This window comes from Halobacillus sp. 12SKB, from assembly GCF_052941655.1.
Window position 1 is genome coordinate 2,451,992 of record NZ_JBRFWR010000001.1, and the last position, 23,038, is coordinate 2,475,029.

The 23,038-nt window shown below is 43.0% G+C and carries 24 protein-coding genes; 22 read left to right on the forward strand and 2 right to left on the reverse strand.

What is annotated here, in order from left to right; all coding sequences use genetic code 11:
- Positions 1–29: 29 nt before the first annotated feature.
- Positions 30–164, reverse strand: coding sequence for a YqzM family protein (locus ACQ4XT_RS11855; protein ID WP_089654323.1), 135 nt, complete (start codon positions 162–164; stop codon positions 30–32).
- A gap of 348 nt (positions 165–512) precedes the next feature.
- On the opposite strand from ACQ4XT_RS11855, the gene holA reads away from it, so the two are divergent.
- Complete coding sequence (gene holA / locus ACQ4XT_RS11860; RefSeq protein WP_446853847.1) at positions 513–1,532, forward strand: DNA polymerase III subunit delta; 1,020 nt, start codon at positions 513–515, stop codon at positions 1,530–1,532.
- A gap of 147 nt (positions 1,533–1,679) precedes the next feature.
- On the opposite strand, the gene rpsT is transcribed toward holA, so the two are convergent.
- Positions 1,680–1,940 carry a 30S ribosomal protein S20 gene (rpsT, locus tag ACQ4XT_RS11865; protein WP_160910952.1) on the reverse strand — a complete coding sequence of 87 codons (261 nt, stop codon included), beginning with the start codon at positions 1,938–1,940 and terminating at the stop codon, positions 1,680–1,682.
- Positions 1,941–2,101: 161 nt separating this feature from the next.
- On the opposite strand from rpsT, the gene gpr reads away from it, so the two are divergent.
- From gpr to ACQ4XT_RS11970, 21 genes are all read left to right on the forward strand, one after another.
- Entirely contained in the window at positions 2,102–3,190 is a 1,089-nt protein-coding gene (gene gpr, locus ACQ4XT_RS11870; RefSeq protein WP_446853848.1) for a GPR endopeptidase, read from the forward strand.
- Positions 3,191–3,271: 81 nt separating this feature from the next.
- A complete protein-coding gene (gene spoIIP / locus ACQ4XT_RS11875) occupies positions 3,272–4,420 on the forward strand; it encodes a stage II sporulation protein P (RefSeq protein WP_446853849.1) in 1,149 nt (382 codons plus the stop codon).
- A gap of 15 nt (positions 4,421–4,435) precedes the next feature.
- Positions 4,436–4,753 (forward strand): hypothetical protein, encoded by a 318-nt coding sequence (locus tag ACQ4XT_RS11880; RefSeq protein WP_446853850.1) that lies wholly within the window; start codon positions 4,436–4,438, stop codon positions 4,751–4,753.
- Positions 4,754–4,849: 96 nt separating this feature from the next.
- The gene (gene lepA, locus ACQ4XT_RS11885; protein WP_446853851.1) at positions 4,850–6,664 is read left to right on the forward strand and encodes a translation elongation factor 4; all 1,815 of its coding nucleotides are present in this window, start codon (positions 4,850–4,852) and stop codon (positions 6,662–6,664) included.
- Positions 6,665–6,737: 73 nt separating this feature from the next.
- Positions 6,738–7,877 carry a radical SAM family heme chaperone HemW gene (gene hemW, locus ACQ4XT_RS11890; protein WP_446853852.1) on the forward strand — a complete coding sequence of 380 codons (1,140 nt, stop codon included), beginning with the start codon at positions 6,738–6,740 and terminating at the stop codon, positions 7,875–7,877.
- A gap of 341 nt (positions 7,878–8,218) precedes the next feature.
- Entirely contained in the window at positions 8,219–9,241 is a 1,023-nt protein-coding gene (gene hrcA / locus ACQ4XT_RS11895; protein WP_446853853.1) for a heat-inducible transcriptional repressor HrcA, read from the forward strand.
- Positions 9,242–9,359: 118 nt separating this feature from the next.
- The gene (gene grpE, locus ACQ4XT_RS11900) at positions 9,360–9,890 is read left to right on the forward strand and encodes a nucleotide exchange factor GrpE (protein ID WP_446853854.1); all 531 of its coding nucleotides are present in this window, start codon (positions 9,360–9,362) and stop codon (positions 9,888–9,890) included.
- Positions 9,891–9,933: 43 nt separating this feature from the next.
- Positions 9,934–11,766: a molecular chaperone DnaK gene (gene dnaK / locus ACQ4XT_RS11905; RefSeq protein WP_446853855.1), complete on the forward strand. Its 1,833-nt coding sequence runs from the start codon at positions 9,934–9,936 to the stop codon at positions 11,764–11,766.
- A 143-nt stretch (positions 11,767–11,909) separates the two neighbouring features.
- Entirely contained in the window at positions 11,910–13,040 is a 1,131-nt protein-coding gene (dnaJ, locus tag ACQ4XT_RS11910) for a molecular chaperone DnaJ (RefSeq protein WP_446853856.1), read from the forward strand.
- 144 nt (positions 13,041–13,184) lie between these two features.
- Positions 13,185–14,123 carry a 50S ribosomal protein L11 methyltransferase gene (gene prmA, locus ACQ4XT_RS11915; RefSeq protein ID WP_446853857.1) on the forward strand — a complete coding sequence of 313 codons (939 nt, stop codon included), beginning with the start codon at positions 13,185–13,187 and terminating at the stop codon, positions 14,121–14,123.
- A gap of 4 nt (positions 14,124–14,127) precedes the next feature.
- Positions 14,128–14,877 carry a 16S rRNA (uracil(1498)-N(3))-methyltransferase gene (locus ACQ4XT_RS11920; protein ID WP_446853858.1) on the forward strand — a complete coding sequence of 250 codons (750 nt, stop codon included), beginning with the start codon at positions 14,128–14,130 and terminating at the stop codon, positions 14,875–14,877.
- An 89-nt stretch (positions 14,878–14,966) separates the two neighbouring features.
- The gene (gene deoC / locus ACQ4XT_RS11925; RefSeq protein ID WP_446853859.1) at positions 14,967–15,638 is read left to right on the forward strand and encodes a deoxyribose-phosphate aldolase; all 672 of its coding nucleotides are present in this window, start codon (positions 14,967–14,969) and stop codon (positions 15,636–15,638) included.
- A 474-nt stretch (positions 15,639–16,112) separates the two neighbouring features.
- Complete coding sequence (locus ACQ4XT_RS11930; RefSeq protein WP_446853860.1) at positions 16,113–16,682, forward strand: flavin reductase family protein; 570 nt, start codon at positions 16,113–16,115, stop codon at positions 16,680–16,682.
- A 94-nt stretch (positions 16,683–16,776) separates the two neighbouring features.
- Positions 16,777–16,950, forward strand: a complete 174-nt coding sequence (gene rpsU / locus ACQ4XT_RS11935; protein WP_008638284.1) for a 30S ribosomal protein S21 — start codon at positions 16,777–16,779, stop codon at positions 16,948–16,950.
- 20 nt (positions 16,951–16,970) lie between these two features.
- Entirely contained in the window at positions 16,971–17,417 is a 447-nt protein-coding gene (locus ACQ4XT_RS11940) for a GatB/YqeY domain-containing protein (protein WP_146812806.1), read from the forward strand.
- Positions 17,418–17,576: 159 nt separating this feature from the next.
- Positions 17,577–18,935 carry an NfeD family protein gene (locus ACQ4XT_RS11945; protein WP_446853861.1) on the forward strand — a complete coding sequence of 453 codons (1,359 nt, stop codon included), beginning with the start codon at positions 17,577–17,579 and terminating at the stop codon, positions 18,933–18,935.
- Entirely contained in the window at positions 18,932–19,918 is a 987-nt protein-coding gene (gene floA, locus ACQ4XT_RS11950; protein ID WP_089654302.1) for a flotillin-like protein FloA, read from the forward strand. Before ACQ4XT_RS11945 ends, floA begins: the two co-directional genes overlap by 4 nt.
- Before the next feature lie 28 nt (positions 19,919–19,946).
- Positions 19,947–20,438 (forward strand): YqfB family membrane protein, encoded by a 492-nt coding sequence (locus ACQ4XT_RS11955; RefSeq protein WP_446853862.1) that lies wholly within the window; start codon positions 19,947–19,949, stop codon positions 20,436–20,438.
- A 71-nt stretch (positions 20,439–20,509) separates the two neighbouring features.
- Positions 20,510–20,803, forward strand: coding sequence for a sporulation protein YqfC (gene yqfC, locus ACQ4XT_RS11960; protein WP_160910986.1), 294 nt, complete (start codon positions 20,510–20,512; stop codon positions 20,801–20,803).
- A gap of 4 nt (positions 20,804–20,807) precedes the next feature.
- Positions 20,808–21,989 carry a sporulation protein YqfD gene (gene yqfD, locus ACQ4XT_RS11965; RefSeq protein WP_446853863.1) on the forward strand — a complete coding sequence of 394 codons (1,182 nt, stop codon included), beginning with the start codon at positions 20,808–20,810 and terminating at the stop codon, positions 21,987–21,989.
- A gap of 2 nt (positions 21,990–21,991) precedes the next feature.
- Positions 21,992–22,954 carry a PhoH family protein gene (locus ACQ4XT_RS11970; protein ID WP_160915070.1) on the forward strand — a complete coding sequence of 321 codons (963 nt, stop codon included), beginning with the start codon at positions 21,992–21,994 and terminating at the stop codon, positions 22,952–22,954.
- The last annotated feature ends 84 nt before the right edge of the window (positions 22,955–23,038 follow it).

Here is a 23,038-nt window from a genome sequence, read left to right on the forward strand (position 1 = left end):
AAACAGCAGCCTTCCGGTTTTGCATCTCATTACTGTCCAAGAAAAGAAAACAAAACACCGATGAAGAAGATGACGAAGAAGAAAACAAATGAAAATACAAACCCTAACCCAGAGTCGATCACATCATTAGTTTTGGATTGAATATCGTTTTTAAACTCGTTCACTGTTACCCCTCCTATATCAATTACTAAGTATAGTCCATTTTTACCCAAAAATCTACATTTACCAGGCATGAAAACGAATTTTATTGACGATTCATACCTTTCCCACTCCTAGCAAGACTTGTCACAGATAATTCTTACTTAAGCGGTCAAACTAAACGCAAGAGAGGAACAACATCGTCCTCTTCAAGAGCTTCCGGGGCTCTTGAAATGGCGTTTATATAGATGGTTCATACGGCGACATCAGCACACCATTTTGACAGAAATTCCAAAGAAACATAAAATGGTGACACTGAGTTCCCCATTTTGGGGCGCCGTACTCTTTTTTTATAAAGGAAGGACAACCACTTTATGGTCAATGTAAAACAATCACAAGTGTACTTATTATATGGAGAAGAATCCTATTTAATCCAGGAACATAAAAATAAAATCATTGAAAAAACATTAAAGAAAGAAGACCGGGAGTTTAACATCTCCCAGTATGACTTAGAGGAGACACCTATTGAAGATGTCATTACAGATGCAGAAACCTTTCCATTTCTCGGTGATGGAAAAGTTGTTATTGCCAATCATCCTGTTTTTTTAAAGGCGAAACCGGATAAGCTTCCGTTCGAGCATGACACGGATGCACTACTGGAATATGTTCAAAATCCTGCTGAATACACAGTGCTAATTTTAGTTGCTCCTTATGAAAAGCTTGATGAACGTAAAAAAGCGTTTAAACAATTAAAGAAAAATGGAGAAGTGATCAGTTGCCAACCGGTTAAAGAATGGGACGTTGACAAATGGATTCAAACATTAGCAAACGATTTACATATTAACGTTCCTCATGAAATTCATGAACTGTTTACTCAAGAAATTGGTGCGAATCTCATGGCACTGAGAAAAGAAATGGAAAAATTAGCTTTGTATGTAGGCGAGGGCGGCGTTGTCACGAGAGAAATTGCAGAGCAGCTCCTTTCACACAGTGCTGAAGCTTCAGGTTTAAAACTTGTCGATGCCGTTATGGAAAAAGATTTGGGGAGAGCGATCCGGATATATAAGGACCTGGAAAAACTGAATGAAGAGCCGATCGCTCTAACTGCTCTTCTGGCTTCTCAATTCAGGATAATTAGTCAAGCGAAGGTACTTAAGCAGAAAGGATACGGTCAAAACCAAATGAAAAGTTATATAAAGGCCCACCCGTATGTCATTAAAATGGCGCTTAAAAGGGAGCGAGCCTTCTCCCAACAGGAATTGAATCAAATTATGAATCAGCTTGCAGAAACTGATCACAACCTGAAGCAGGGAAAAATGGAGAAAGCATTAGCTTTTGAAATGCTTCTCTATCGCTTAATCAATATCAAACAAAATACTCCCGTCTCTCCATAACTTTGATTTATGGGGAAGTCCGGTGAGCTTTAGGTAAAGATAAAACGAATATAAAGAAGCCCTCCGATAAATCGGAGGGCTTCTTTCATGTAAAAACGACCCATTCAATAAAGAAGGATCGTCTGTTGGTCATAAATTACGAATGAATTATAATGCGTTGACTAGTTTTGTTAGGCGGGATTTTTTACGGTTCCCTGTGTTCTGGTGAAGGGCACCACGTTGAACAGCTTTGTCGATTTTCTTAACAGCTGTAGGAAGTGCTTCTTTCGCGTTCTCTACATCCTTGCTTTCAACAAGCTTTTCTACACGTTTAACCGCTGTACGCATGTCAGATTTGAAAGCTGCATTCAAAGAACGAGCGTCATCATTCGTACGTACACGTTTTTTCGCTGATTTAATATTAGGCATAGTTTCACCTCCTAGGTAAAAACAAAAGACTCATTCATATCGAACAAGAGACATTTTACCAGAGCGGTGTGCTGTTTTCAATACTTATCTTAATACCAATCCCTTCATTTGCATAGTTTTTATCTGCTTGGGAGAAGATTTTCTTAAGGAGGTTGAAGTGAATGGAGGAAATTTTCGACTATACGTTGAGAACGGACCTGGCGCTTGAAGCACAGGAGATGAACGTGAAAGATGAACCGGGATCCTCAGACACTGATGGGGTCGAGGTTCATGAGAATGAAAAGAATGATATTAAAATTACGTATGTAACGGTGGATGAAGCAGGTGCGGAAAGAATAGGAAAAAAGGCGGGGCATTATGTCACGTTGGAATCACTCGCTATTCGTAAACAGGATCATCAGCTACAAGTGAACTTAGCAAAGACATTATCCGGACAGTTAAGGAAATTAATGAATGAATGTGGAATAAAAGAAATGGACCGGGGTTTAATCGTCGGGCTTGGTAATCATAATGTGACGCCAGACGCTCTGGGGCCATTAGTAACAGAAGAAGTCTATGTTACAAGCCACTTATTTGAGCTTCATCCTGAAACCGTATCGGATGGTTACCGACCTGTTTCTGCATTCACACCTGGGGTTATGGGCGTGACCGGGATTGAAACCAGTGATATGGTTCATGGCATCATTGAACAGACGAAGCCGGATTTTGTTTTGGTCATCGACGCCCTTGCTTCACGTTCTATCAATCGTATCAATGCGACCATACAACTTTCTGATACCGGGATTCATCCAGGGTCGGGGGTAGGCAACAAGCGGAAAGAAATCAGCAGAGAGACATACGGCATCCCTGTGATCTCCATTGGAGTACCAACAGTAGTCGATGCGGTGACAATTACAAGTGATGCCATTGATTATGTGTTAAAACATTTTGGCAGGGAGTGGCGTGAAAAAGATCGTCCTTCTAATGCTTTGTCCCCCGCCATGAACCCGTTTGAAAGAAAAACGCTGACGGATGAAGACCATCCGGATGAAGAGCAAAGCAAAGCGGTTATGGGCATGTTCGGCCAATTGGAAGAGTTGGAAAAGAAACAACTGATTAAAGAAGTGCTGACCCCGCTTGGCCACAACTTGATGGTTACACCTAAAGAGGTGGACAGTTTCATTCAGGATATGGCGCATGTCATCGCGAAGGGAATCAATGGGGCACTGCATCCTGGGATAGAAGATGGCGAAGCACAATCTAATTTTTAATAATGATTTAATAGAGAGGTTCTATTAAATTCCTCTCTCTCATACCATTTACTAGATAGTGGATGAGGGGGAGGATTTTTCATGTCTCGTTACCCGATCATGAAGAAAAATAAGAAGAGTTATATGAAGCAGGGGACAAGATGGACCATCATCGCAGTCACCGTTTTGCTTTTATTGTTTATCGGGATCGGTATCCTAACAGGAGCAAAAACAACCTATCGTATTTATTCAAGTACGATACAAGAGTGGACCACTAAGCTTGAAGGCAGTGCTTTCTTATATCTATTTGAAATGGAAAACCGGGCCTTTAAAGACGCCCATCCGGAAGGGAATCGAATTCCGAGTTTGACGACATTGTCTTTTCAATTACTCACGAGCCTGACACCCAATGATCCGCGAAGCCTTCTAGGGAGAGAAATACCGGGGTTATCTTCTTACAACAGTCAAATTATCATCGCTGGTAAAGGGACAGACTACTCCACACTGCCTATTGAGTCAGAACCTCCTATGATTGTAGATGACCGCGGGGAGGAAGGGGATGTGGAAGAAAATAACGAGGACAAGGGCAAGACAGAAGAAAGGCCTGTGGGTGAAGATCGGGTTTACATTTACCACACCCACAACACAGAATCTTTCTATCCGCATCTGCCTGATGAATCTACAGTCTATGACGGGAAAGTGAATATTACTCTTGTGGGAGAACGTCTGGGGGAAGGTTTAGAAAAAAGGGGTATTGGAACAATTGTTGATACGACAGATGTAGCTGCACTAAGAAGTGAAAACGGCATGCAGTATTATCAATCCTATGATGCCGTGAGACCTGTGGTGGAAGAAGCAATCAGTCAGAATGGAGACATACAGTACTTGTTTGATCTTCACAGAGATTCGCTTTCTAAGGAGCACACAACGACAACAATTAACGGTAAAGAATATGCGCGTTTTGCCTTTATCATAGGGGCTGAACATCCCAAATATGAACAGAATTTACAACTCGCATCCAAAATTCATCAGCTCTTGGAGGAGGAATATCCAGGGATCAGCCGAGGTGTTATAACGAAGAAGGGTTCTGGGGTAGATGGCGTCTATAATCAGGATTTGCATCCGAACGCTATTCTTATCGAGTTCGGTGGTGTTTATAATCATTTAGATGAGTTGTACCGTTCAGCTGATGTTATGGCTGAAGTTTTCAGTGATTATTACTTTGAAGATGAAAAAGTATCCACCGAGTAATGGAGGAGGGGCACAATGAAATGGTTGGCGGGGGGACTCATCATTGTCATTGTTTTTGTGACGGGAACTTTTTATGGCATTGAGAAGACGAACGAAAAGCTGGATGACCGCCCTGCTGTGGTGACGCCTGAAAAACCAGAGCAGGAAGTGGATCACAGGGTGGAAGAGCAAACATCCACCTTACCGGATTCTGGTGATTTCTGCGCTCCTCTCACGATAGACTCTGATGCGCCCTGGATCTCCCGGCTTGCCGGAGGAATGGGAAAAGGGGTAGCCTCGAGCTTCAATGGAGTCATCGTCGTTTTGTCTGAAATCATTCAGGCAGGGGAATAAGATTGAGATGTTGTTGGAGTTTACATTGAATAATGCTTCCCGTATTGCTATAATCAACCTAGATATTTGTGTCGAATTCAGTAGGAGTGATTTAAGTTGACAGCACAATCCAAACAAGAAAGGGTCCGCAATTTTTCGATTATTGCCCATATCGACCACGGGAAATCGACACTTGCAGACCGTATTCTGGAAAAAACGAAAGCATTAACCCAAAGAGAAATGAAGGAACAATTCCTTGACGCGATGGATCTTGAACGTGAACGTGGCATCACGATTAAATTAAATGCCGTTCAATTGTCATATGAAGCGAACGATGGACAGGATTATACGTTCCACTTAATCGATACCCCAGGCCACGTCGACTTTACATATGAGGTCTCTCGTAGTTTAGCGGCCTGTGAAGGTGCGATCCTGGTTGTAGATGCTGCACAGGGAATAGAAGCACAAACATTAGCCAATGTTTACCTGGCACTGGAAAACGATTTAGAAATCATCCCGGTCATTAATAAAATTGATCTTCCTGGTGCAGACCCTGAACGCATCAAGCAAGAGATAGAGGATGTCATCGGGATCGATGCTTCTGATGCCATTCTTGCTTCTGCTAAAGAAGGAGTAGGAATCGATGAGATTTTAGAACGGATCGTAAGCGATATTCCGGCTCCTGAGGGCGATGTAAAAGACCCGACTAAGGCTTTGATTTTCGATTCCTTGTACGATTCTTATAGAGGCGTCGTGGCCTATACCTGTGTTCGTGAAGGCTCTATCAAGCTGGGAGACAAAATTAAAATGATGGCCACTGGCAAAGAATTCGAAGTGAATGAGTTGGGAGTGTTCCGTCCGACCCCTACTCCGATGAAAGAGTTGAATGTCGGGGATGTCGGTTATTTGACGGCATCGATCAAAAATATCGGTGACAGCCGTGTAGGGGATACCATTACACTTGCCAATAACCCGGCAGCAGAACCACTGCCAGGATATAAGAAGATGAATCCGATGGTGTTCTGTGGGATGTATCCTGTAGATGCGAGCAAATATAATGACCTAAGAGATGCTCTTGAACGATTGGAACTTAATGATTCCTCCCTTCAATTCGAGCCTGAAACTTCCCAAGCTCTTGGTTTTGGATTCCGTTGTGGTTTCTTAGGAATGCTTCATATGGAAATCATCCAAGAACGTATTGAACGGGAGTATAAGATTGATCTTATTACAACTGCACCAAGCGTTATTTATCAGGTGACTCTTACAGATGGATCGGTCATTGATGTCGATAACCCTTCCATGATGCCGGATAACCAGAAACTTGAAGAAGTTCAGGAACCTTACGTTAAAGCAACGGTCATGGTACCAAATGATTATGTCGGTCCAGTCATGGAAATCTGTCAGCGGAAGCGCGGCAATTTCATGGATATGCAGTACCTGGATGACAACAGGGTTAATATCGTATATGAGATTCCATTGTCTGAAATTGTTTATGATTTCTTTGATTCCTTGAAGTCCCAAACAAAAGGGTATGCATCCTTTGATTATGAGTTGATTGGGTATCGTGTCTCCAATCTCGTGAAAATGGATATCTTGTTGAATGGGGATACCATTGATGCATTGTCCTTCATCGTACACCGTGACTTTGCGTACGAACGCGGCAAGCTCATAGCTGAAAAGCTCAAGGAATTAATTCCGAGACAGCAATTTGAAGTTCCAGTCCAAGCCGCAATCGGAAATAAAATCGTTGCTCGAACGACGATTAAAGCGATGCGTAAAAACGTTCTTTCCAAATGTTACGGTGGAGACATTTCCCGTAAACGTAAATTGCTTGAAAAGCAAAAAGAAGGGAAAAAGCGCATGAAGATGGTCGGATCTGTGGAGGTTCCACAAGAGGCCTTCATGTCCGTCCTTGACCTGAACGAAGACTAAAGCTAAAGGAAGACAGTTGAAACCGCAGGAGATTTTTCTCTTGCGGTTTTCCTTATGAAAGGTGGTAACATCCATGAAAATCCCATCCGCATATATTCACATCCCTTTTTGTCAGCAGATATGTCATTATTGTGATTTTACGAAGTTTTTCTATAATGAGCGCTTGGCAGATGACTATTTAGAAGCGCTTGAAAAAGAAATACACACGTATATCCCTGGAGAAAAAGCGGACGTGCGAACCATTTTTGTCGGTGGCGGTACCCCGACAGCCGTGAACCACAAGCAGTTAGAAAAGCTTCTGAAAATGATTGATGATCATTTTGATATTCCTGGCTGTGAAGAGTACACCTTTGAAGCGAACCCGGGAGATTTAGATATCGAAAAAGTACGTTTGTTAAAGGCCTATGGCGTCGATCGCATATCACTCGGCGTTCAAGTTTTTGATGATGATATGCTTGAAAAGATCGGCCGTGTACACAAAGTAAAAGATGTCTATACGAATATTGACCGTCTTGTTCAAGCAGGATTGACGAATGTGAGTATAGATCTTATGTACGCTCTTCCAGGGCAGACGGTTGAAGACTTTGAAAAGACTATTGATGAAGCGATGCAGTTCGGTTTGCCGCATTACTCTTCCTACTCTCTTCAAATTGAACCGAAAACCGTGTTTTATCAACGGTACAAAAAGGGTAAGCTCTCCAAGGCTAAAGAAGATGATGAAGCAGAAATGTACGAACTACTTCAGCGTAAATTAGCTGATGCTGGAGCTGTGCAATATGAAATCAGCAACTTCGCAAAGCCCGGGTTTGAAAGTAAACACAACCTGACATACTGGAATAATGAATATTATTATGGCATCGGAGCGGGTGCCCACGGGTATCTTCCAGGTAAGCGGACAATTAATATCCGTCCTTTGCCTGCCTATGTTAAGAAAGCCACGGAAGATGGAATGCCTGTTCTCCATGAGGAACCTATTGGTCTAAAAGAGCAGTTGGAGGAAGAAATGTTTCTCGGTTTGAGAAAGACAAAAGGAGTATCGAAAGAGCTTTTTCAACAAAAGTATGGAAAAACACTTGTCGATGTCTTCGGAAACAAGCTTACAGAACTAAAAGAGCGCTCGTTAATAGCAGAAGACACTGACCATATCCGTCTTACATCCAAGGGTCGTATTCTTGGTAATGAAGTATTCCAGGAATTCTTGTTGGATGAATGATCATAGGAACGTGCTTTTTGTTAAAAAGATCGGTTGATTTATAATGATAAGGGAGCGAGGGAAACGGTGATACTCCCGTAAAGTTAGGATCCATGCGATGTCCGTAGAAGACTATTTCCATGGATGTTTAGAGACTGTTTAGTGACCATTGATCCCTTTCCCTCCCTACCCTGAACTTTTATTGCGACGCTTGCTAGGGACATACTTCCCCACTGTGAACAAGGACATGGAGGAATGAGTAAAAAAAAGAGGTTTATCCGTTGACATCCCCCAACCCTTTTGATAATTTATTATTAGATTTAGCACTCACTGTAAACGAGTGCTAACAGAGGTGATCATCGATGTTAACAGATAGACAATTGCTCATTTTGCAAGTCATTATTGATGATTTCATTCTGACCGCACAACCTGTAGGTTCACGGTCAATAGCCAAAAAAGATGCTGTAACATTCAGTTCAGCAACGATAAGGAATGAAATGGCTGATTTAGAGGAATTGGGTTTCATTGAAAAAACCCATTCATCTTCGGGAAGGGTCCCTTCTGAAAAAGGGTATCGCTTCTATGTCGACCATCTTCTTTCTCCATTGCGCCTTTCCAGTCAGGAAATTGTGACCATCAGAGAAGCATTCGATGATAAAATGATGGAGTTTGAACGTGTGGTTCAGAAGTCAGCAGGTATTCTCTCCGATTTGACGAACTACACATCCATTGTTCTAGGACCAGAAGTATTCGAAACAAAACTAAAACAGCTGCAGATCGTTCCATTATCTGATCAGTCTGCTATTGCGATTTTAGTTACGGATACCGGTCACGTGGAACATCGTGCTTTCAACGTTCCTGTTGAGATCAAGGGTGCAGATCTGGAAAAGATGGTGAACATTTTAAACAGCCGGCTCCAAGGAGTCCCGTTGGTGAAATTGCATGATGTACTCTATTCTGAGATTAATGATCTATTGAAAACACATACTGATCATCACGAAGAAGCTTTCCAGTATTTGCGTGCAGCTCTCGTGGATGAGCATCCTACGAAACTGTACATCGGTGGAAAGACAAACATTCTCATGCAGCCTGAATTCAGGGATCTTGATAAAGTCAGGTCTTTATATGCCACCATCGAACGGGAAAGTGAGATGGCTGACTTGCTACGGACCGGTAAGGAAGGGATTCAAGTCCGAATAGGACAAGAAAACCCTTTTGATGCCATGCAAAACTGCAGTCTGATTACAGCAAGTTATCAGCTGGGGAATAATCAAGTGGGGACGATTGCCCTCTTGGGCCCGACTCGCATGGAGTACAACCGAATGTTTTCATTGATGAACGTCTTATCCAAGCATATGACAGATACATTCCGTGGCTGGTATTAGTACGGAAGAAAAGAAGAGGGCCATGCGCCCTATCGCTTCTTTATGTCTCATACTTTTTCAGGATAAGGATTCATGTTATAGTCAGTAACGGTGTAATGGAAAGTAGGAGGTGGAAGTCGTGGAAGAGAACAAGCAAGAAATCATCGATGAAAAAGATGAAACTCAAAATGAGGAATCTGAACAAACAGTAGTAGAAGAGACTGATGAGCTTGAACAGCTTCGTCAGGAGAAAGAAGAAATCAATAATCGACTGCTTCGTTTGCAAGCGGATTATGATAATTTCCGCCGCCGTACTCAAAAGGAAAAAGAGGCGGACAGGAAATATAGATCCCAGAGCCTGGTAGAGGAATTAATACCAGCTTTGGATAACTTTGAAAGAGCTCTACAAGTGGAAGTGGATGGCGATGCCGCCAAAAACTTCGCAAATGGAATGAAAATGGTCTATGACCAGTTCAAAGCAGCTCTGGAAAAAGAAGGCGTCGAAGAAATTCCTGCTGTAGGGGAAGAATTCGATCCTCATATGCATCAGGCGATCATGCAAGTCGAAGACGAAAATTATGAAAGTAATATCGTCGTCGAAGAGTTGCAAAAAGGATACCGCCTGAAAGATCGGGTCATCCGCCCGTCAATGGTAAAAGTGAACCAGTAAAAAATAATCTTATGAACGAGTACGTAAAGGAGGACATTTAACCATGGGTAAAATCATTGGTATTGACTTAGGTACAACAAACTCTTGTGTAGCAGTAATGGAGGGTGGAGAAGCGAAAGTAATTCCTAACCCTGAAGGGAACCGTACAACTCCTTCTGCTGTTGCATTTAAGAATGGTGAACGTCAAGTAGGGGAGGTCGCTAAACGTCAGGCGATTACAAACCCGAACACGATTCTTTCCATCAAACGTCATATGGGAACAGACTACAAAGTAGAAGTTGAAGGTAAAGAATACACGCCTCAAGAAGTTTCTGCCATCATTCTTCAGTATATCAAGAGCTATGCAGAAGATTACCTGGGAGAAACAGTAGATAAAGCGATCATCACCGTTCCAGCTTACTTTAACGACGCTGAGCGTCAAGCTACAAAAGATGCTGGTAAAATTGCTGGTCTTGAAGTTGAGCGTATCATCAATGAGCCGACAGCAGCTGCACTTGCATACGGCATTGATAAAGAAGACCAGGATCAAACGATTCTTGTTTATGACCTTGGTGGCGGTACATTTGACGTATCCATTCTTGAAATTGGCGATGGAACATTTGAAGTTATTTCTACAGCCGGTGACAACCGTCTAGGTGGAGATGATTTCGACCAAGTCATTATCGATCACATGGTAGCTGAATTCAAAAAAGAAAACGGCATTGATTTGTCCCAAGATAAAATGGCAAAACAGCGCCTGAAAGATGCAGCTGAGAAAGCCAAGAAAGACCTTTCCGGCGTTGCTCAGACTCAAATTTCTCTTCCATTCATCACTGCAGGAGAAGCGGGGCCGCTTCACCTTGAGATGAACTTGACTCGTGCGAAATTCGAAGAGCTTGCATCTGACCTTGTTGAGCGTTCTATGAAACCGACACGTCAAGCGCTCAAAGATGCTAGTATGAGTGCAAGCGACATCCACAAAGTTATTCTTGTAGGTGGATCTACTCGTATCCCGGCTGTACAAGAAGCCATTAAGAAAGAAATCGGAAAAGAACCATCTAAAGGTGTAAACCCTGATGAAGTTGTAGCTCTTGGTGCATCCATCCAAGGTGGCGTACTTCAAGGTGATGTGAAGGACGTTGTGCTTCTTGACGTAACTCCACTTTCCCTTGGAATCGAAACAATGGGTGGCGTAACAACGAAATTGATCGAGCGTAACACGACAATTCCGACAAGCCATTCTCAAGTGTTCTCCACTGCTGCAGACAATCAGACGGCTGTTGATATTCACGTCTTGCAGGGTGAGCGTGAAATGGCGCAAGATAACAAGACACTTGGCCGTTTCCAGCTGACAGATATTCCACCAGCACCACGCGGTGTGCCTCAAATCGAAGTAAGCTTCGACATTGATGCTAACGGAATTGTTAATGTACGTGCGAAAGACATGGGTACAAACAAAGAACAATCCATCACGATCAAGTCTTCTTCTGGTCTTTCTGATGAGGAAGTCGAAGAAATGGTTCGTCAGGCGGAAGAAAACGCTGAAGAAGACAAGAAGAAACGTGAAGCGATTGAACTTCGTAACGAAGCAGACCAGCTGATCTTCACGACAGACAAGACGATCAAAGATCTTGGCGAACAAGTAAGTGAAGAAGAAAAACAAAAAGCTGAATCTGCGAAAGAAGAACTTCAGACTGCCCTTGAAGGCGAAGATCTTGACGCAATCAAAGAGAAGAAAGAAGCACTTCAAGAACAAGTGCAAGCTCTCTCTGTGAAGCTTTATGAGCAGGCACAAGCTCAGGCTGAAGCTGCGCAAGGCCAAGAAGGCGGCGGAGCTGACGACGATGTCGTTGACGCAGATTATGAAGAAGTGAACGACGACGAGAACAAGAAGTAAGAAAAGGTAGAAAAAAAGTCAAAGTCAGGTTCTTCTTGACTTTGACTTTTTTCATGAACAGGTAAAGAGATGACGTTTGCCTGCCTAGATTTTCAATGTTAATATAAACCTTATGTAATAGCGTCCGGGAGAGTGATCGACAAGTGAGTAAACGTGATTATTATGAAGTCCTTGGCGTGTCCAAGGATGCTTCAAAAGATGAAATTAAGAAAGCCTACCGTAAACTGGCGCGTAAGTATCACCCTGACGTCAGTGAGGAAGACAATGCTTCTGAAAAGTTCAAAGAAGCAAAAGAAGCTTACGAAACGTTAAGTGACCAGCAGAAACGTGCCCAATATGATCAGTTTGGTCATGCCGGTCCGAACCAGGGCGGCTTTGGCGGTTTCGGTGGAGGCGCAGAAGATTTCGGTGGCTTTGGCGACATTTTCGATATGTTCTTTGGTGGCGGTGGACGTCGCCGTGACCCGAACGCACCAAGAAAAGGTGCAGATTTGCAATATACGATGACCCTTCAATTCGAAGAGTCCATTTTCGGAAAGTCCACCGATATCGAAATTCCTATGGAGGAAGACTGTGACACGTGTGATGGTTCCGGTGCTAAGCCAGGAACAACACCTGAAACTTGTTCCCACTGTCAAGGTTCAGGACAGGTCAATCAAGAACAGAACACACCGTTCGGCCGCGTGGTCAACCGTCGTGTTTGTCACCACTGCCAAGGCACAGGGAAATTCATTAAAGACAAATGTAACACCTGTGGCGGCGATGGCCGTGTGACAAAGCGCAAGAAAATTCATCTGGATATCCCAGCAGGTATCGATGACGGTCAACAAATTCGTGTGCAAGGTAAAGGGGAAGAAGGGGTCAACGGAGGTCCAGCTGGAGACTTGTTCGTAGTCATCCGCGTTCAGCCTCATGAATTCTTCCAACGCGAGGGCGATCACATTTTCTGTGAGATTCCTCTTACCTTTGCACAGGCCGCACTTGGTGATGAAATTGAAGTCCCTACTGTACACGGAAATGTGAAATTGAAAGTACCTGCAGGAACGCAAACTGGAAAGACATTCCGTCTGAAAGAAAAAGGTGCACCAAACGTCCATGGCCGTGGCCAAGGGGATCAGCATGTGAAGATGAAAGTCATCACGCCTAAGAATTTGACAGAACGACAGAAAGAATTGCTGCGTGAATTCAATGATATTAGTGGCAATGAAGCAACAGATGAGCAGCACGGAAACTTCTTCGAACGTATGAAACGTGCGTTTAAAGGAGACAGCTAAAGGTTAAAAGGAAGGTGTCTGTACGATTGGTTGATGGGTAGTTCATGGAATTTCCCGTTCTCTCGTACAGGCACTTTTTATCTTGAGAGTCTGGTTAACTATTCATAAGTACTTAGAAAAAATAATGAAGAGGGTGGATCATCAATGAAATGGTCTGAAGTATGTGTCCATACGACAACAGAAGCAATTGAACCGGTATCGAATATTCTCCATGAGTCAGGAGCGAGTGGCGTTGTCATCGAAGACCCGTCAGATATGAAAAAAAAGAAAACGAAACTGGGAGAAATTTATGAATTGAATCCAGACGATTACCCGGCAGAAGGGGTGTATGTAAAAGCCTACCTGCCTATGAACAGTTTTCTTGGTGAAACCGTGGACGGGATTAAGAAAACCGTATCCAATCTGACAGAATTCGGCATTGATATAGGGCATAATCATGTGACAATCAGTGAAATTCATGAAGAAGATTGGGCAACCGCGTGGAAAAAATATTATAAACCAGTCAAAATTTCTGAAAAAATTACGATCATCCCGACATGGGAAGATTACACGCCGGTATCCAGTGATGAAATCATTATTGAAATGGACCCTGGAATGGCTTTTGGAACCGGTACGCACCCGACAACAGTTCTTAGCATACAAGCCTTGGAGCAGTACTTAGAAAAAGGAGATAAAGTATTGGATGTCGGTGCTGGATCTGGAATACTAAGCGTCGCTTCTGTCCTTTTGGGTGCAGAGCATGCTTATGCTTATGATCTAGATGATGTAGCCGTTTCGAGTACAAGGAACAATGCTGCTCTAAATGGTGTGGAAGATAAAGTGACGTCTAAACTCAATGACCTTCTCGAGGGGGTAGACTGGGAAGCGGATTTAATCGTGTCGAATATTCTGGCAGAGATTATCGTCAAATTCACAGATGATGCCTACCGTGTCGTCAAGCCTGGAGGATATTTCATTACGTGCGGGATTATATCTGGTCGCAAGGAAATGGTCCGAGAACAGTTGATCCAATCAGGTTTTGAGATTGTCGAGACGAACAAAATGGAAGACTGGGTCAGCATCATTGCTAAAAAACCGGAGTGATTGAATGCAACGTTATTTTGTTGATCAAGAATGTTGGAACGGGGACACCGTTTATGTGAATGGGGAAGATACCCATCATATTGTTAGAGTGATGAGAATGAAGGAAGGGGACAACCTTGTAGCTATCCACCCAGAAAGAGGCCCCGCTTTATGCGAAATCACGAAAGTGGCCGAGGACGTTGTTCATTGTCATGTGGTTACATGGATGGAGGAAGACCGGGAGCTTCCTGTCCATGTGACAATTGTAGCGAGCCTTGGTAAAGGGGATAAGCTGGAGCAAATTGTCCAAAAAGGGACAGAGCTTGGTGCTTCTGCCTTCATCCCCTATCAAGCTGATCGTTCTGTTGCCAAATGGGATAATAAAAAAGCTGACAAGAAGATCCAGAGATTACAGAAAATATCTAAAGAAGCGAGTGAACAGTCCGAACGAACCATCGTTCCAGAGATACAATCTGTTCATACTCTCCATCAGCTTTTGGAGTTAAAAAAGAACTATGACCATTGTTTGTTTGGATATGCAGAGAGTGCGAGGCAGGGAAATTCCCGTTTGTTAAGTGAAGCTTTGGAATCGTTAAAACGGGAGGAAACTGTTTTAGTGGTATTCGGCCCTGAAGGTGGATTTTCTGAAAACGAAGTGGAAAAACTATCACACAAAGGGTTCGAATCGATTCGCTTAGGCCCGCGAATTTTGCGAATGGAAACAGCTCCTCTTTATTTCTTATCTAGTCTCTCTTATAAATTGGAAGAAGTTTGAAATGTCTGGACGAGCTCGCATTTTAATCGCTTTCATGCTAAAATGGAAGAGATGTACGAACAACTTAAACTTGAAAGGACGATCAACAAATGGAACAAAATCTAGCTAAAATGATTGATCATACACAGCTTAAACCGGATACACCGAAAGATAAGATTACACAGATTTGTAAGGAAGCAAAAGAACAAAGTTTTGCTTCCGTATGTGTCAACCCTCACTGGGTATCTTACTGCGCAGAGCTACTAGAAGGAACAGATGTAAAGGTTTGTACAGTTATTGGTTTTCCACTAGGAGCGACAACGAAAGAAACGAAAGCCTTTGAAACTAAGCAAGCGATCGAAAAAGGCGCAACTGAAGTTGATATGGTCATTAATATCGGTGAATTGAAATCAGGAAACAAAGAACTTGTACAACAAGATATCGAAGCAGTCGTTCGTGAAGCGGAAGGGAAAGCTATTGTAAAAGTGATCATTGAGACTTCGCTACTTACGGAAGATGAAAAAGTTACAGCATGTGAACTTGCAAAAGCTGCAGGAGCAGATTTTGTTAAAACATCCACTGGTTTCTCTGGTGGAGGAGCAACGGTTGAGGATATCAGCTTAATGCGTAAAACAGTCGGACCAGACATGGGTGTGAAAGCTTCCGGCGGAGTGCGTGATTACGAAGGTGCAAAAGCAATGATTGAAGCTGGTGCTACCCGCATTGGTGCAAGCTCCGGAATCGCCATCGTAAACGGCGAGCAAGGAACTTCTGATTATTAATTAAACGAAAGAAGCCATCTCCAAAAGGAGATGGCTTCTTTTTATGAGTTTCCGCCTTATTAAAGAATATGACAGGATTGTGGAAGACTCAGTCTGGAGATGTTTGTGTGAGTTTAGGGGCTCCGGGAAAAAGTTCGCTTTACATGGGGCGGGCGGCGAGCCTCCTCGGTCTTCGTCCTGTGATGTCTCACCTGTCCAGCACGGACCATAGGAGTCTCACCGTTTCCCTCCGCCCCTTTGCCATATAAGGTACTAAAAATCATGATAGGTATAATCAGCATCCACACATAAGGGAAGTGGGTAAGCAATTGTCTTCATAGCTAGCAAACTAAGCCTAAAATGCTGATGGAGTGCGCTTTAAATATAAGTCGTCAAAAATGAGTCTTACACAATCGGGAGCGATAGTGGAGGAGAGAGTAATGGAATTTGACTTTAGAGGTGATTTAAAAGATTGTATAGAGGAGGAGGGGTGAGATGAAAAAGAAAGATCATGTAAAAATGCATAGTTACCCTGGGATGGTAGCCGTTGTGGGAGTTTTTCATGAAGGAAAGGTTAATTTTATGGCTGCCGGTTGGCACGCATACCTATCTATGTCCCCACCAATGTACGGCGTAGCCATAGGAAGAGAACGACATACATATGGTATGGTAAAACAATCGAACCAATTTACAATCAATTTCCTCCCTTTTGAGGAAGCTGGATTCATCCAATACAGTGGAACTGTTTCAGGTGTGGATCTTGATAAAAACGAAATATACGATCAGCCGTGGAGAATAGAACAGCAGGGGGATCCTTTGCTTGAACATGCTTATCTAGCCTATGAATGTCATGTTCACCAAATTGTTCCCACAGGTGATCATGACTGGGTTATCGGTGACATCAAGGGCTGTCATTACAAGGAAGAAAAATTTCTTGAAAATGGGTTGCCGAATTTTAAAGATTTGAACATTCCGCTCTACCTCGGGCGTTCAAGTTACATGAAGCTAAATGACAGTGTAGAGATTAGTGAAGTTATCGACCCTTTATCTTTCAAAAAAAGTTGACCATATGACATGCATATAATATAATTGTCAAAGGTATGGGGGGTTCCCATACAAGAGAAACAGTTTTGTTTGCTTCGGAGGGAGGGAAATTAGCATGTCAAAAACAACTCGCGTTCGTAAAAACGAGTCTCTTGAAGATGCTCTTCGTCGCTTTAAGCGTGATGTATCAAAAAGTGGTACATTAGCGGAATATCGTAAGCGTGAATATTACGATAAGCCTAGCGTACGCCGTAAGAAAAAGTCTGAGGCGGCTAGAAAGCGTAAGTAATTAAAGAGGGTGTTGAAGAGATGACAATTACAGACCGTCTCACCCAGGATATGAAAACAGCCATGAAAGCCCGCGATAAGGAAAGACTATCGACGATCCGCATGGTGAAAGCTTCTATGCAAAACGAAGCCATTAAACTGGGGAAAGACTCATTATCTGAAGAAGAAGAATTGACTGTTTTATCTCGTGAGGTAAAGCAGAGAAATGATTCCCTCCATGAATTCAAAGAAGCTGGACGTGAAGATCTTGTAGAAGGACTCGAACGTGAAATTGAGATTTTACAAGTATATATGCCGAAACAGCTGACAGATGAAGAACTCAAGCAAGTCGTTGATGAGACGATTCAGGAAGTAGGCGCTACTTCTAAGAGTGACATGGGTAAAGTCATGAGTGCCGTCATGCCTAAAGTCAAGGGCAAGGCCGACGGAACCAAGGTCAATAAGCTCGTTCTTCAGCAACTATCGTAAATATAAAGGCCTCTCTTTGTTAAGGGAGGCCTTTTTACATACGCTAACATCTCTTCGATGCGTTTATGAAAGTACTAAACTTTTTTGAAACCAACCATGGTTTTGATTCGTAAACGTATTATATGGTGGGAAGGCTACCTGTAAAGGAGGTGAAAATGAATGAAGCGGTATTTACGTTTAGGTGTTTGGGGGATACTCCTTATTTTAGGAAGCGTTTTATCATTCTTCCATTTACAATCATCGGTTCAAGCAGATGGGGAAGGTCAGACGGTGTACGTTATTCCTGTAAAAGATACGGTGGAACGAGGGATGGCTGCGTTTCTTAACCGGACGACAGAAGAAGCTCGTGAAAATGGTGTGGATCATATCATATTTGAAATCGATACACCCGGAGGGCGCGTGGATGCGGCGGGTGATATTGGAGAAATTTTTCAAGATTTGGACGTTCCTAATAGTGCATTTGTAACGAACAGGGCCTATTCGGCAGGATCATACATTGCTTTAAACGCAGATTCGATCTACATGAAGCAGACGGCGACCATGGGTGCTTCCGGGGTTATTAATTCTGATGGAACCGCTGCTGATAAGAAGGCACAATCCGCCTGGATATCAGCTATGGTAGCAGCGGCTGAATCAACAGGACGTGACCCTTTATATGCGCGTGCTATGGCCGATGCATCTGTCGATTTGAAGGATTATGGAGCCCCTGAGGGAGAATTTTTAACATTAGGTGCAACGGATGCGGAAGAAGTAGGTTATGCTGAAGGAATTGTAGACGACCGTAATGAGCTTCTCAGTGTTCTTGGTTTGTCTGATGCAACCGTCGTAGAGGAGAACCCGACCCTTTCTGAGAATATTGCCAGATTTTTGACAGATCCTGTTGTTATTCCGATCTTATTATCCATCGCAAGTATTGGTCTAGTGGTTGAGTTGTATTCTCCAGGCTTTGGCATACCAGGAACAATGGGAGCGCTCGCGCTTGTCCTGTTTTTTTATGGTCACATTGTTGCTGGCCTTGCCGGGTATGAAGCAATTATTCTATTGGTCCTCGGAATCGGGTTAGTGATAGCTGAATTCTTTTTACCAGGGGGCATTGCAGGAATAGCGGGGGTTGTTGCTATTGTATCCTCATTGATGCTTTCATCAGCGGATATGGGCCATATGGCGATGAGTATAGGAATTGCTCTATTGGTGACGATTGTTGTCTCCATTGTATTATTTAAGTTTGTTGGTTTGGAAAGAGGCTTCTTTCGTCATATCATTTTGAATGATTCGACATCATCAGAAAAAGGATATGTATCTTCACAAAACCGATTGGATTTAATTGGTATGGAGGGGGAGACGATTACACCGCTCCGTCCTTCTGGAACAGCTGATTTTGATGGTGAACGTTTAGATGTAGTGACTGAAGGTGGATTCATTCCCGCCCTTCAAGCAGTGAAAATTTTGAAAACAGAAGGATCACGTATTGTTGTGCGTGAGATTAATAAAAAAGAACAAGAGGAGGAAACAAAGTGACACTTGAACAATTAATGCCAATCATCATCATTGGTATCATTATCATCGTAGTAGCGGTGTTATTTACATTTATTCCTGTCATGCTATGGATTAGTGCTCTAGCTGCAGGTGTAAAAATTAGTATTTTCACATTGGTAGGTATGCGATTGAGAAGGGTCATTCCTTCACGTGTAATCAACCCATTGATTAAGGCTCATAAAGCCGGTGTAAATGTAAATACAAACCAATTAGAGAGTCACTACCTGGCAGGTGGTAATGTTGACCGTGTTGTCAATGCTCTTATTGCCGCACAAAGAGCAAATATTGAACTCAGTTTCGAGCGTTGTGCAGCCATTGATCTCGCTGGCCGTGATGTTCTCGAAGCTGTTCAAATGAGTGTTAATCCAAAAGTTATTGAAACGCCATTTATCGCTGGTGTGGCGATGGACGGTATCGAAGTGAAAGCAAAGGCACGTATTACCGTAAGAGCAAATATTGACCGACTTGTCGGTGGTGCTGGCGAAGATACAGTCATTGCTCGTGTAGGTGAAGGGATTGTATCTACGATCGGGTCCAGTGAAAATCATAACAAAGTATTGGAAAACCCAGATAGGATTTCACAAAATGTCTTAGGAAAAGGCTTAGATGCTGGAACGGCCTTCGAAATCCTTTCCATTGATATTGCAGACATTGATATCGGCAAGAACATCGGTGCTATACTGCAAACAGACCAAGCGGAAGCAGATAAGAATATTGCCCAGGCGAAAGCGGAAGAACGTCGTGCCATGGCGATTGCTCAAGAGCAAGAGATGCGTGCGCGCGTACAGGAAATGCAGGCGAAAGTGGTCGAAGCAGAAGCCCAAGTCCCTCAAGCGCTTGCCGAGGCTTTACGTTCCGGTAAGATGGGTGTCATGGATTACATGAACTATCAAAACATTAACGCGGATACGGATATGAGAAACACGCTTGGTAAAATGTCCGATGAAGAGGAAGAAGAAAAATAATCCTTGATCAGCTAAAAGGAGAATTTGTATGGGAGATTTAATCGAGCTCATTTTCAGTAACTTCCTCATTCTCGCTGCTATCATTGGTGGGATTATCAGTTGGTTCAGCGGTATGACGAAAGAAAATGGGAAGAAACAAAATCCGGAAAGGAAAACCTCTCCAATTCCTCCCGCCTACCCTAGTGGTCCTTCTCCAGATTTTCGGGAAACAGAAGCGATGGAGAAGTCTGGGGAAGAAAGGTTGAAGGATTACTACGAGACCAAACAGAAGAAGCTTGCTGAAGCGAACACGGCTCGAAATGAAGAAACTCAAGAAGAGGAGGAGGGAATTTACTCCCACCGCTCTGAGTCAAGAAAAAGAACACAGACCGTTTCTGAACAGTTGAATCAAAATGGTCCACTCATAGAAAAAACAAGGAAGTGGGATAAAAAGCGGTTAGCTGAAGGGATTTTAATGGCTGAAGTGCTCGGTCCCCCCCGTGCCCGCAAGCCTCACAGCTCTCACCCACGAAAAAGATAAGCAGAACGCACGAATTGTAGTGATACAATTCGTGCGTTTTTCGTATAAATGAAAAGAGGGGAGGGCGTCGCATGTCAAAATGGCAGCAGCAAATACGGACTTGGATCAGTCGTTACTTTGATTTACCATCTGATGTCATGTTGGATCTTCCAAGAATAACGACAATCGGGTCCATTCATGTGTACATAGAAAATCATACAGGCCTCCTTCATTTTTCTGATGAAGAAGTTAGGATTCAATACAAAAAAGGTCAGGTTCGCATTTTGGGAAAAGACCTTGGTGTGAAAATGATGCTGAAGGAAGAGTTATTACTGGAAGGTGAACTCAAGTCCGTAGAATTCTTGCCGGAATCCAAAGGGGGGTGAGACGATGAAGAACCAGCATGATTTCTTTCAGGGAATCATGACGGTACAAGTAGAGGGGCCGTTGATTGAACCTTTTTTACAAGCATGTACAAAACGCGGGTGCCAAATCACAAATATGAGAAGGTTAGATGAATCTCTAGTTATTTTAACGATTCGGCTGAAGGATTGGAAAACCCTGAGGCAGTTGAGGAAGAAGTACCGGTGTAAAATATCCATCAAAGGTGGAAAAGGGCTTCCGTTTCTTATCCAGCATATGATTGGGAGGTTGTCGGTTCTTCTCGCCTTCATCGCAGCGGTTGTGATCATTTTTGTTCTTGCAAATACGTTGTGGTCCATCAAGGTGGACGGACTTTCGCCGGAGCTTGAAGCAGATGTAGAAAGTAAATTGAATAGTTATGGTGTCTCTCCTGGAAAACTAACGATAGGGATGAAGGATCCCATTGAGATACAACAGCAGTTGTTGGAAGATATCCCGGACTTGTTATGGATTGGTGTGAAAAAGCAAGGGACGAGCTATCATTTGTATGGTGTGGAAAAAACGAGATACGACACAGAAATGAACACTCGACCTTCAAACCTTGTAGCAGCAAAAAAAGGGATGATTATTGAGACCTTTATTAAAAAGGGGCGCCCTATGGTATCGGTCTACGATGTAGTACAAAAAGGACAAATCCTTGCCACGGGTCAGTTGGTGGAAGAAGAGGATCTGTTTATACATTCTGAAGGAGATGTGATTGCTGAAACCTGGTACCGTGTCGCCCAAAATCTTCCTTTGAAACAAGTGCTTTCCTTAACAGATGGTTCTGTGGAAAGTGAATACCACTTGAAATTCGGGAAGCTTTCTATTCCTGTTTGGGGCTTCTGGCGTGGTGAAGAAGGAGACTTCAGGGAAGAATCGCATACATCAGACTGGCGTGTCCTGGGGTTCCAAATTCCTGTCAACATGAAGACGATCGATTACTATTCTATTGACCGAAAAGCTTATGAATCGTCCCGGAAGAATATTGAGAAAATAGGGATGTCATCAGCAAGGAGCAACCTTCAGCAGGAACTGGATCCCGATGCGGAAATTAAGGATGAAAAAGTTTTGCACCTCAGTGAGGAGAATGGTAAAGTAAAATTAATCCTAATGTACAAAGTTTATGAAAATATTGCAGTGACCAAGTATGTAAGTCAAGGAGATTGAGTATGCCAGAAGATTTAAAAACAATGGACATTCAATTAGATAATACAACAGAAGCATTAGCCCTTTTTGGTACAGAAGACCGCAACCTCAAGCAAATTGAGGAACAGCTGAAAGTCACGATCATTTCACGTGGGGAACAAGTCAGAGTATCCGGCCAGGCGGAACATGTTCAGCTTGTGGAAGAAATACTCAACAGTGTTCTTGCAATTATCCGTAAAGGTTTGACTGTGACGGAACGAGATGTTGTTTACGCTGTAGAGCTCGCTAAAAAAGGGAAAATTAATCAATTCGAAGCATTGTTCGAAGATGAAATCACGAAAAACTCAAAAGGGAAATCAATCAGGGTGAAAACCCTTGGTCAAAGAAATTATATTGCGGCGATCAAGAAGAATGACCTTGTTTTTGGTATTGGCCCTGCTGGTACAGGTAAGACCTATCTTGCTGTAATTATGGCAGTCAATGCTTTGAAAAATGGTGATGTGAAGAGGATTATTCTGACTCGTCCGGCAGTGGAAGCAGGAGAAAGTTTAGGTTTTCTTCCAGGTGATTTAAAAGAGAAGGTCGATCCTTACTTAAGACCGCTTTATGATTCTTTGCACGATGTATTTGGCGCAGAACATACGGCACGCTTGATCGATAGAGGAACGATTGAGATTGCTCCGCTGGCTTATATGAGAGGGCGGACGTTGGATGATGCATTCGCTATTTTGGATGAAGCTCAAAATACGACACCTGAACAAATGAAGATGTTTCTGACTCGTTTAGGATTCGGTTCGAAAATGATTATCACTGGAGATATCACGCAAGTGGATCTTCCTAAAGGTGTGAAGTCCGGTTTGCGAGTCGCTGAGGAGCGGTTAGCTAAAGTTAAAGGGTCTGCCTTCATTCATTTGGATCAATCCGACGTTGTCAGGCACCCACTTGTACAGCGGATTATTGATGCATATGAAGAGGAAAGTAAATAAGACCCAGCCAATGGGTCTTATTTACTGTCTTCACTTGGAATAAAATGGGAAGGGGTGGGGTGATGTGAAGGCGCGATTCCTTCA

Excerpts from the sequence above, each read along its gene's own strand:
- holA (WP_446853847.1), top strand. The coding sequence starts at position 513 with ATGGTCAATGTAAAACAATCACAAGTGTACTTATTATATGGAGAAGAA.
- rpsT (WP_160910952.1), bottom strand. The coding sequence starts at position 1,940 with ATGCCTAATATTAAATCAGCGAAAAAACGTGTACGTACGAATGATGAC.
- gpr (WP_446853848.1), top strand. The coding sequence starts at position 2,102 with ATGGAGGAAATTTTCGACTATACGTTGAGAACGGACCTGGCGCTTGAA.
- spoIIP (WP_446853849.1), top strand. The coding sequence starts at position 3,272 with ATGTCTCGTTACCCGATCATGAAGAAAAATAAGAAGAGTTATATGAAG.
- ACQ4XT_RS11880 (WP_446853850.1), top strand. The coding sequence starts at position 4,436 with ATGAAATGGTTGGCGGGGGGACTCATCATTGTCATTGTTTTTGTGACG.
- hemW (WP_446853852.1), top strand. The coding sequence starts at position 6,738 with ATGAAAATCCCATCCGCATATATTCACATCCCTTTTTGTCAGCAGATA.
- hrcA (WP_446853853.1), top strand. The coding sequence starts at position 8,219 with ATGTTAACAGATAGACAATTGCTCATTTTGCAAGTCATTATTGATGAT.
- dnaK (WP_446853855.1), top strand. The coding sequence starts at position 9,934 with ATGGGTAAAATCATTGGTATTGACTTAGGTACAACAAACTCTTGTGTA.
- prmA (WP_446853857.1), top strand. The coding sequence starts at position 13,185 with ATGAAATGGTCTGAAGTATGTGTCCATACGACAACAGAAGCAATTGAA.
- ACQ4XT_RS11920 (WP_446853858.1), top strand. The coding sequence starts at position 14,128 with ATGCAACGTTATTTTGTTGATCAAGAATGTTGGAACGGGGACACCGTT.
- deoC (WP_446853859.1), top strand. The coding sequence starts at position 14,967 with ATGGAACAAAATCTAGCTAAAATGATTGATCATACACAGCTTAAACCG.
- ACQ4XT_RS11930 (WP_446853860.1), top strand. The coding sequence starts at position 16,113 with ATGAAAAAGAAAGATCATGTAAAAATGCATAGTTACCCTGGGATGGTA.
- rpsU (WP_008638284.1), top strand. The coding sequence starts at position 16,777 with ATGTCAAAAACAACTCGCGTTCGTAAAAACGAGTCTCTTGAAGATGCT.
- ACQ4XT_RS11940 (WP_146812806.1), top strand. The coding sequence starts at position 16,971 with ATGACAATTACAGACCGTCTCACCCAGGATATGAAAACAGCCATGAAA.
- ACQ4XT_RS11945 (WP_446853861.1), top strand. The coding sequence starts at position 17,577 with ATGAAGCGGTATTTACGTTTAGGTGTTTGGGGGATACTCCTTATTTTA.
- ACQ4XT_RS11955 (WP_446853862.1), top strand. The coding sequence starts at position 19,947 with ATGGGAGATTTAATCGAGCTCATTTTCAGTAACTTCCTCATTCTCGCT.
- yqfC (WP_160910986.1), top strand. The coding sequence starts at position 20,510 with ATGTCAAAATGGCAGCAGCAAATACGGACTTGGATCAGTCGTTACTTT.
- yqfD (WP_446853863.1), top strand. The coding sequence starts at position 20,808 with ATGAAGAACCAGCATGATTTCTTTCAGGGAATCATGACGGTACAAGTA.
- ACQ4XT_RS11970 (WP_160915070.1), top strand. The coding sequence starts at position 21,992 with ATGCCAGAAGATTTAAAAACAATGGACATTCAATTAGATAATACAACA.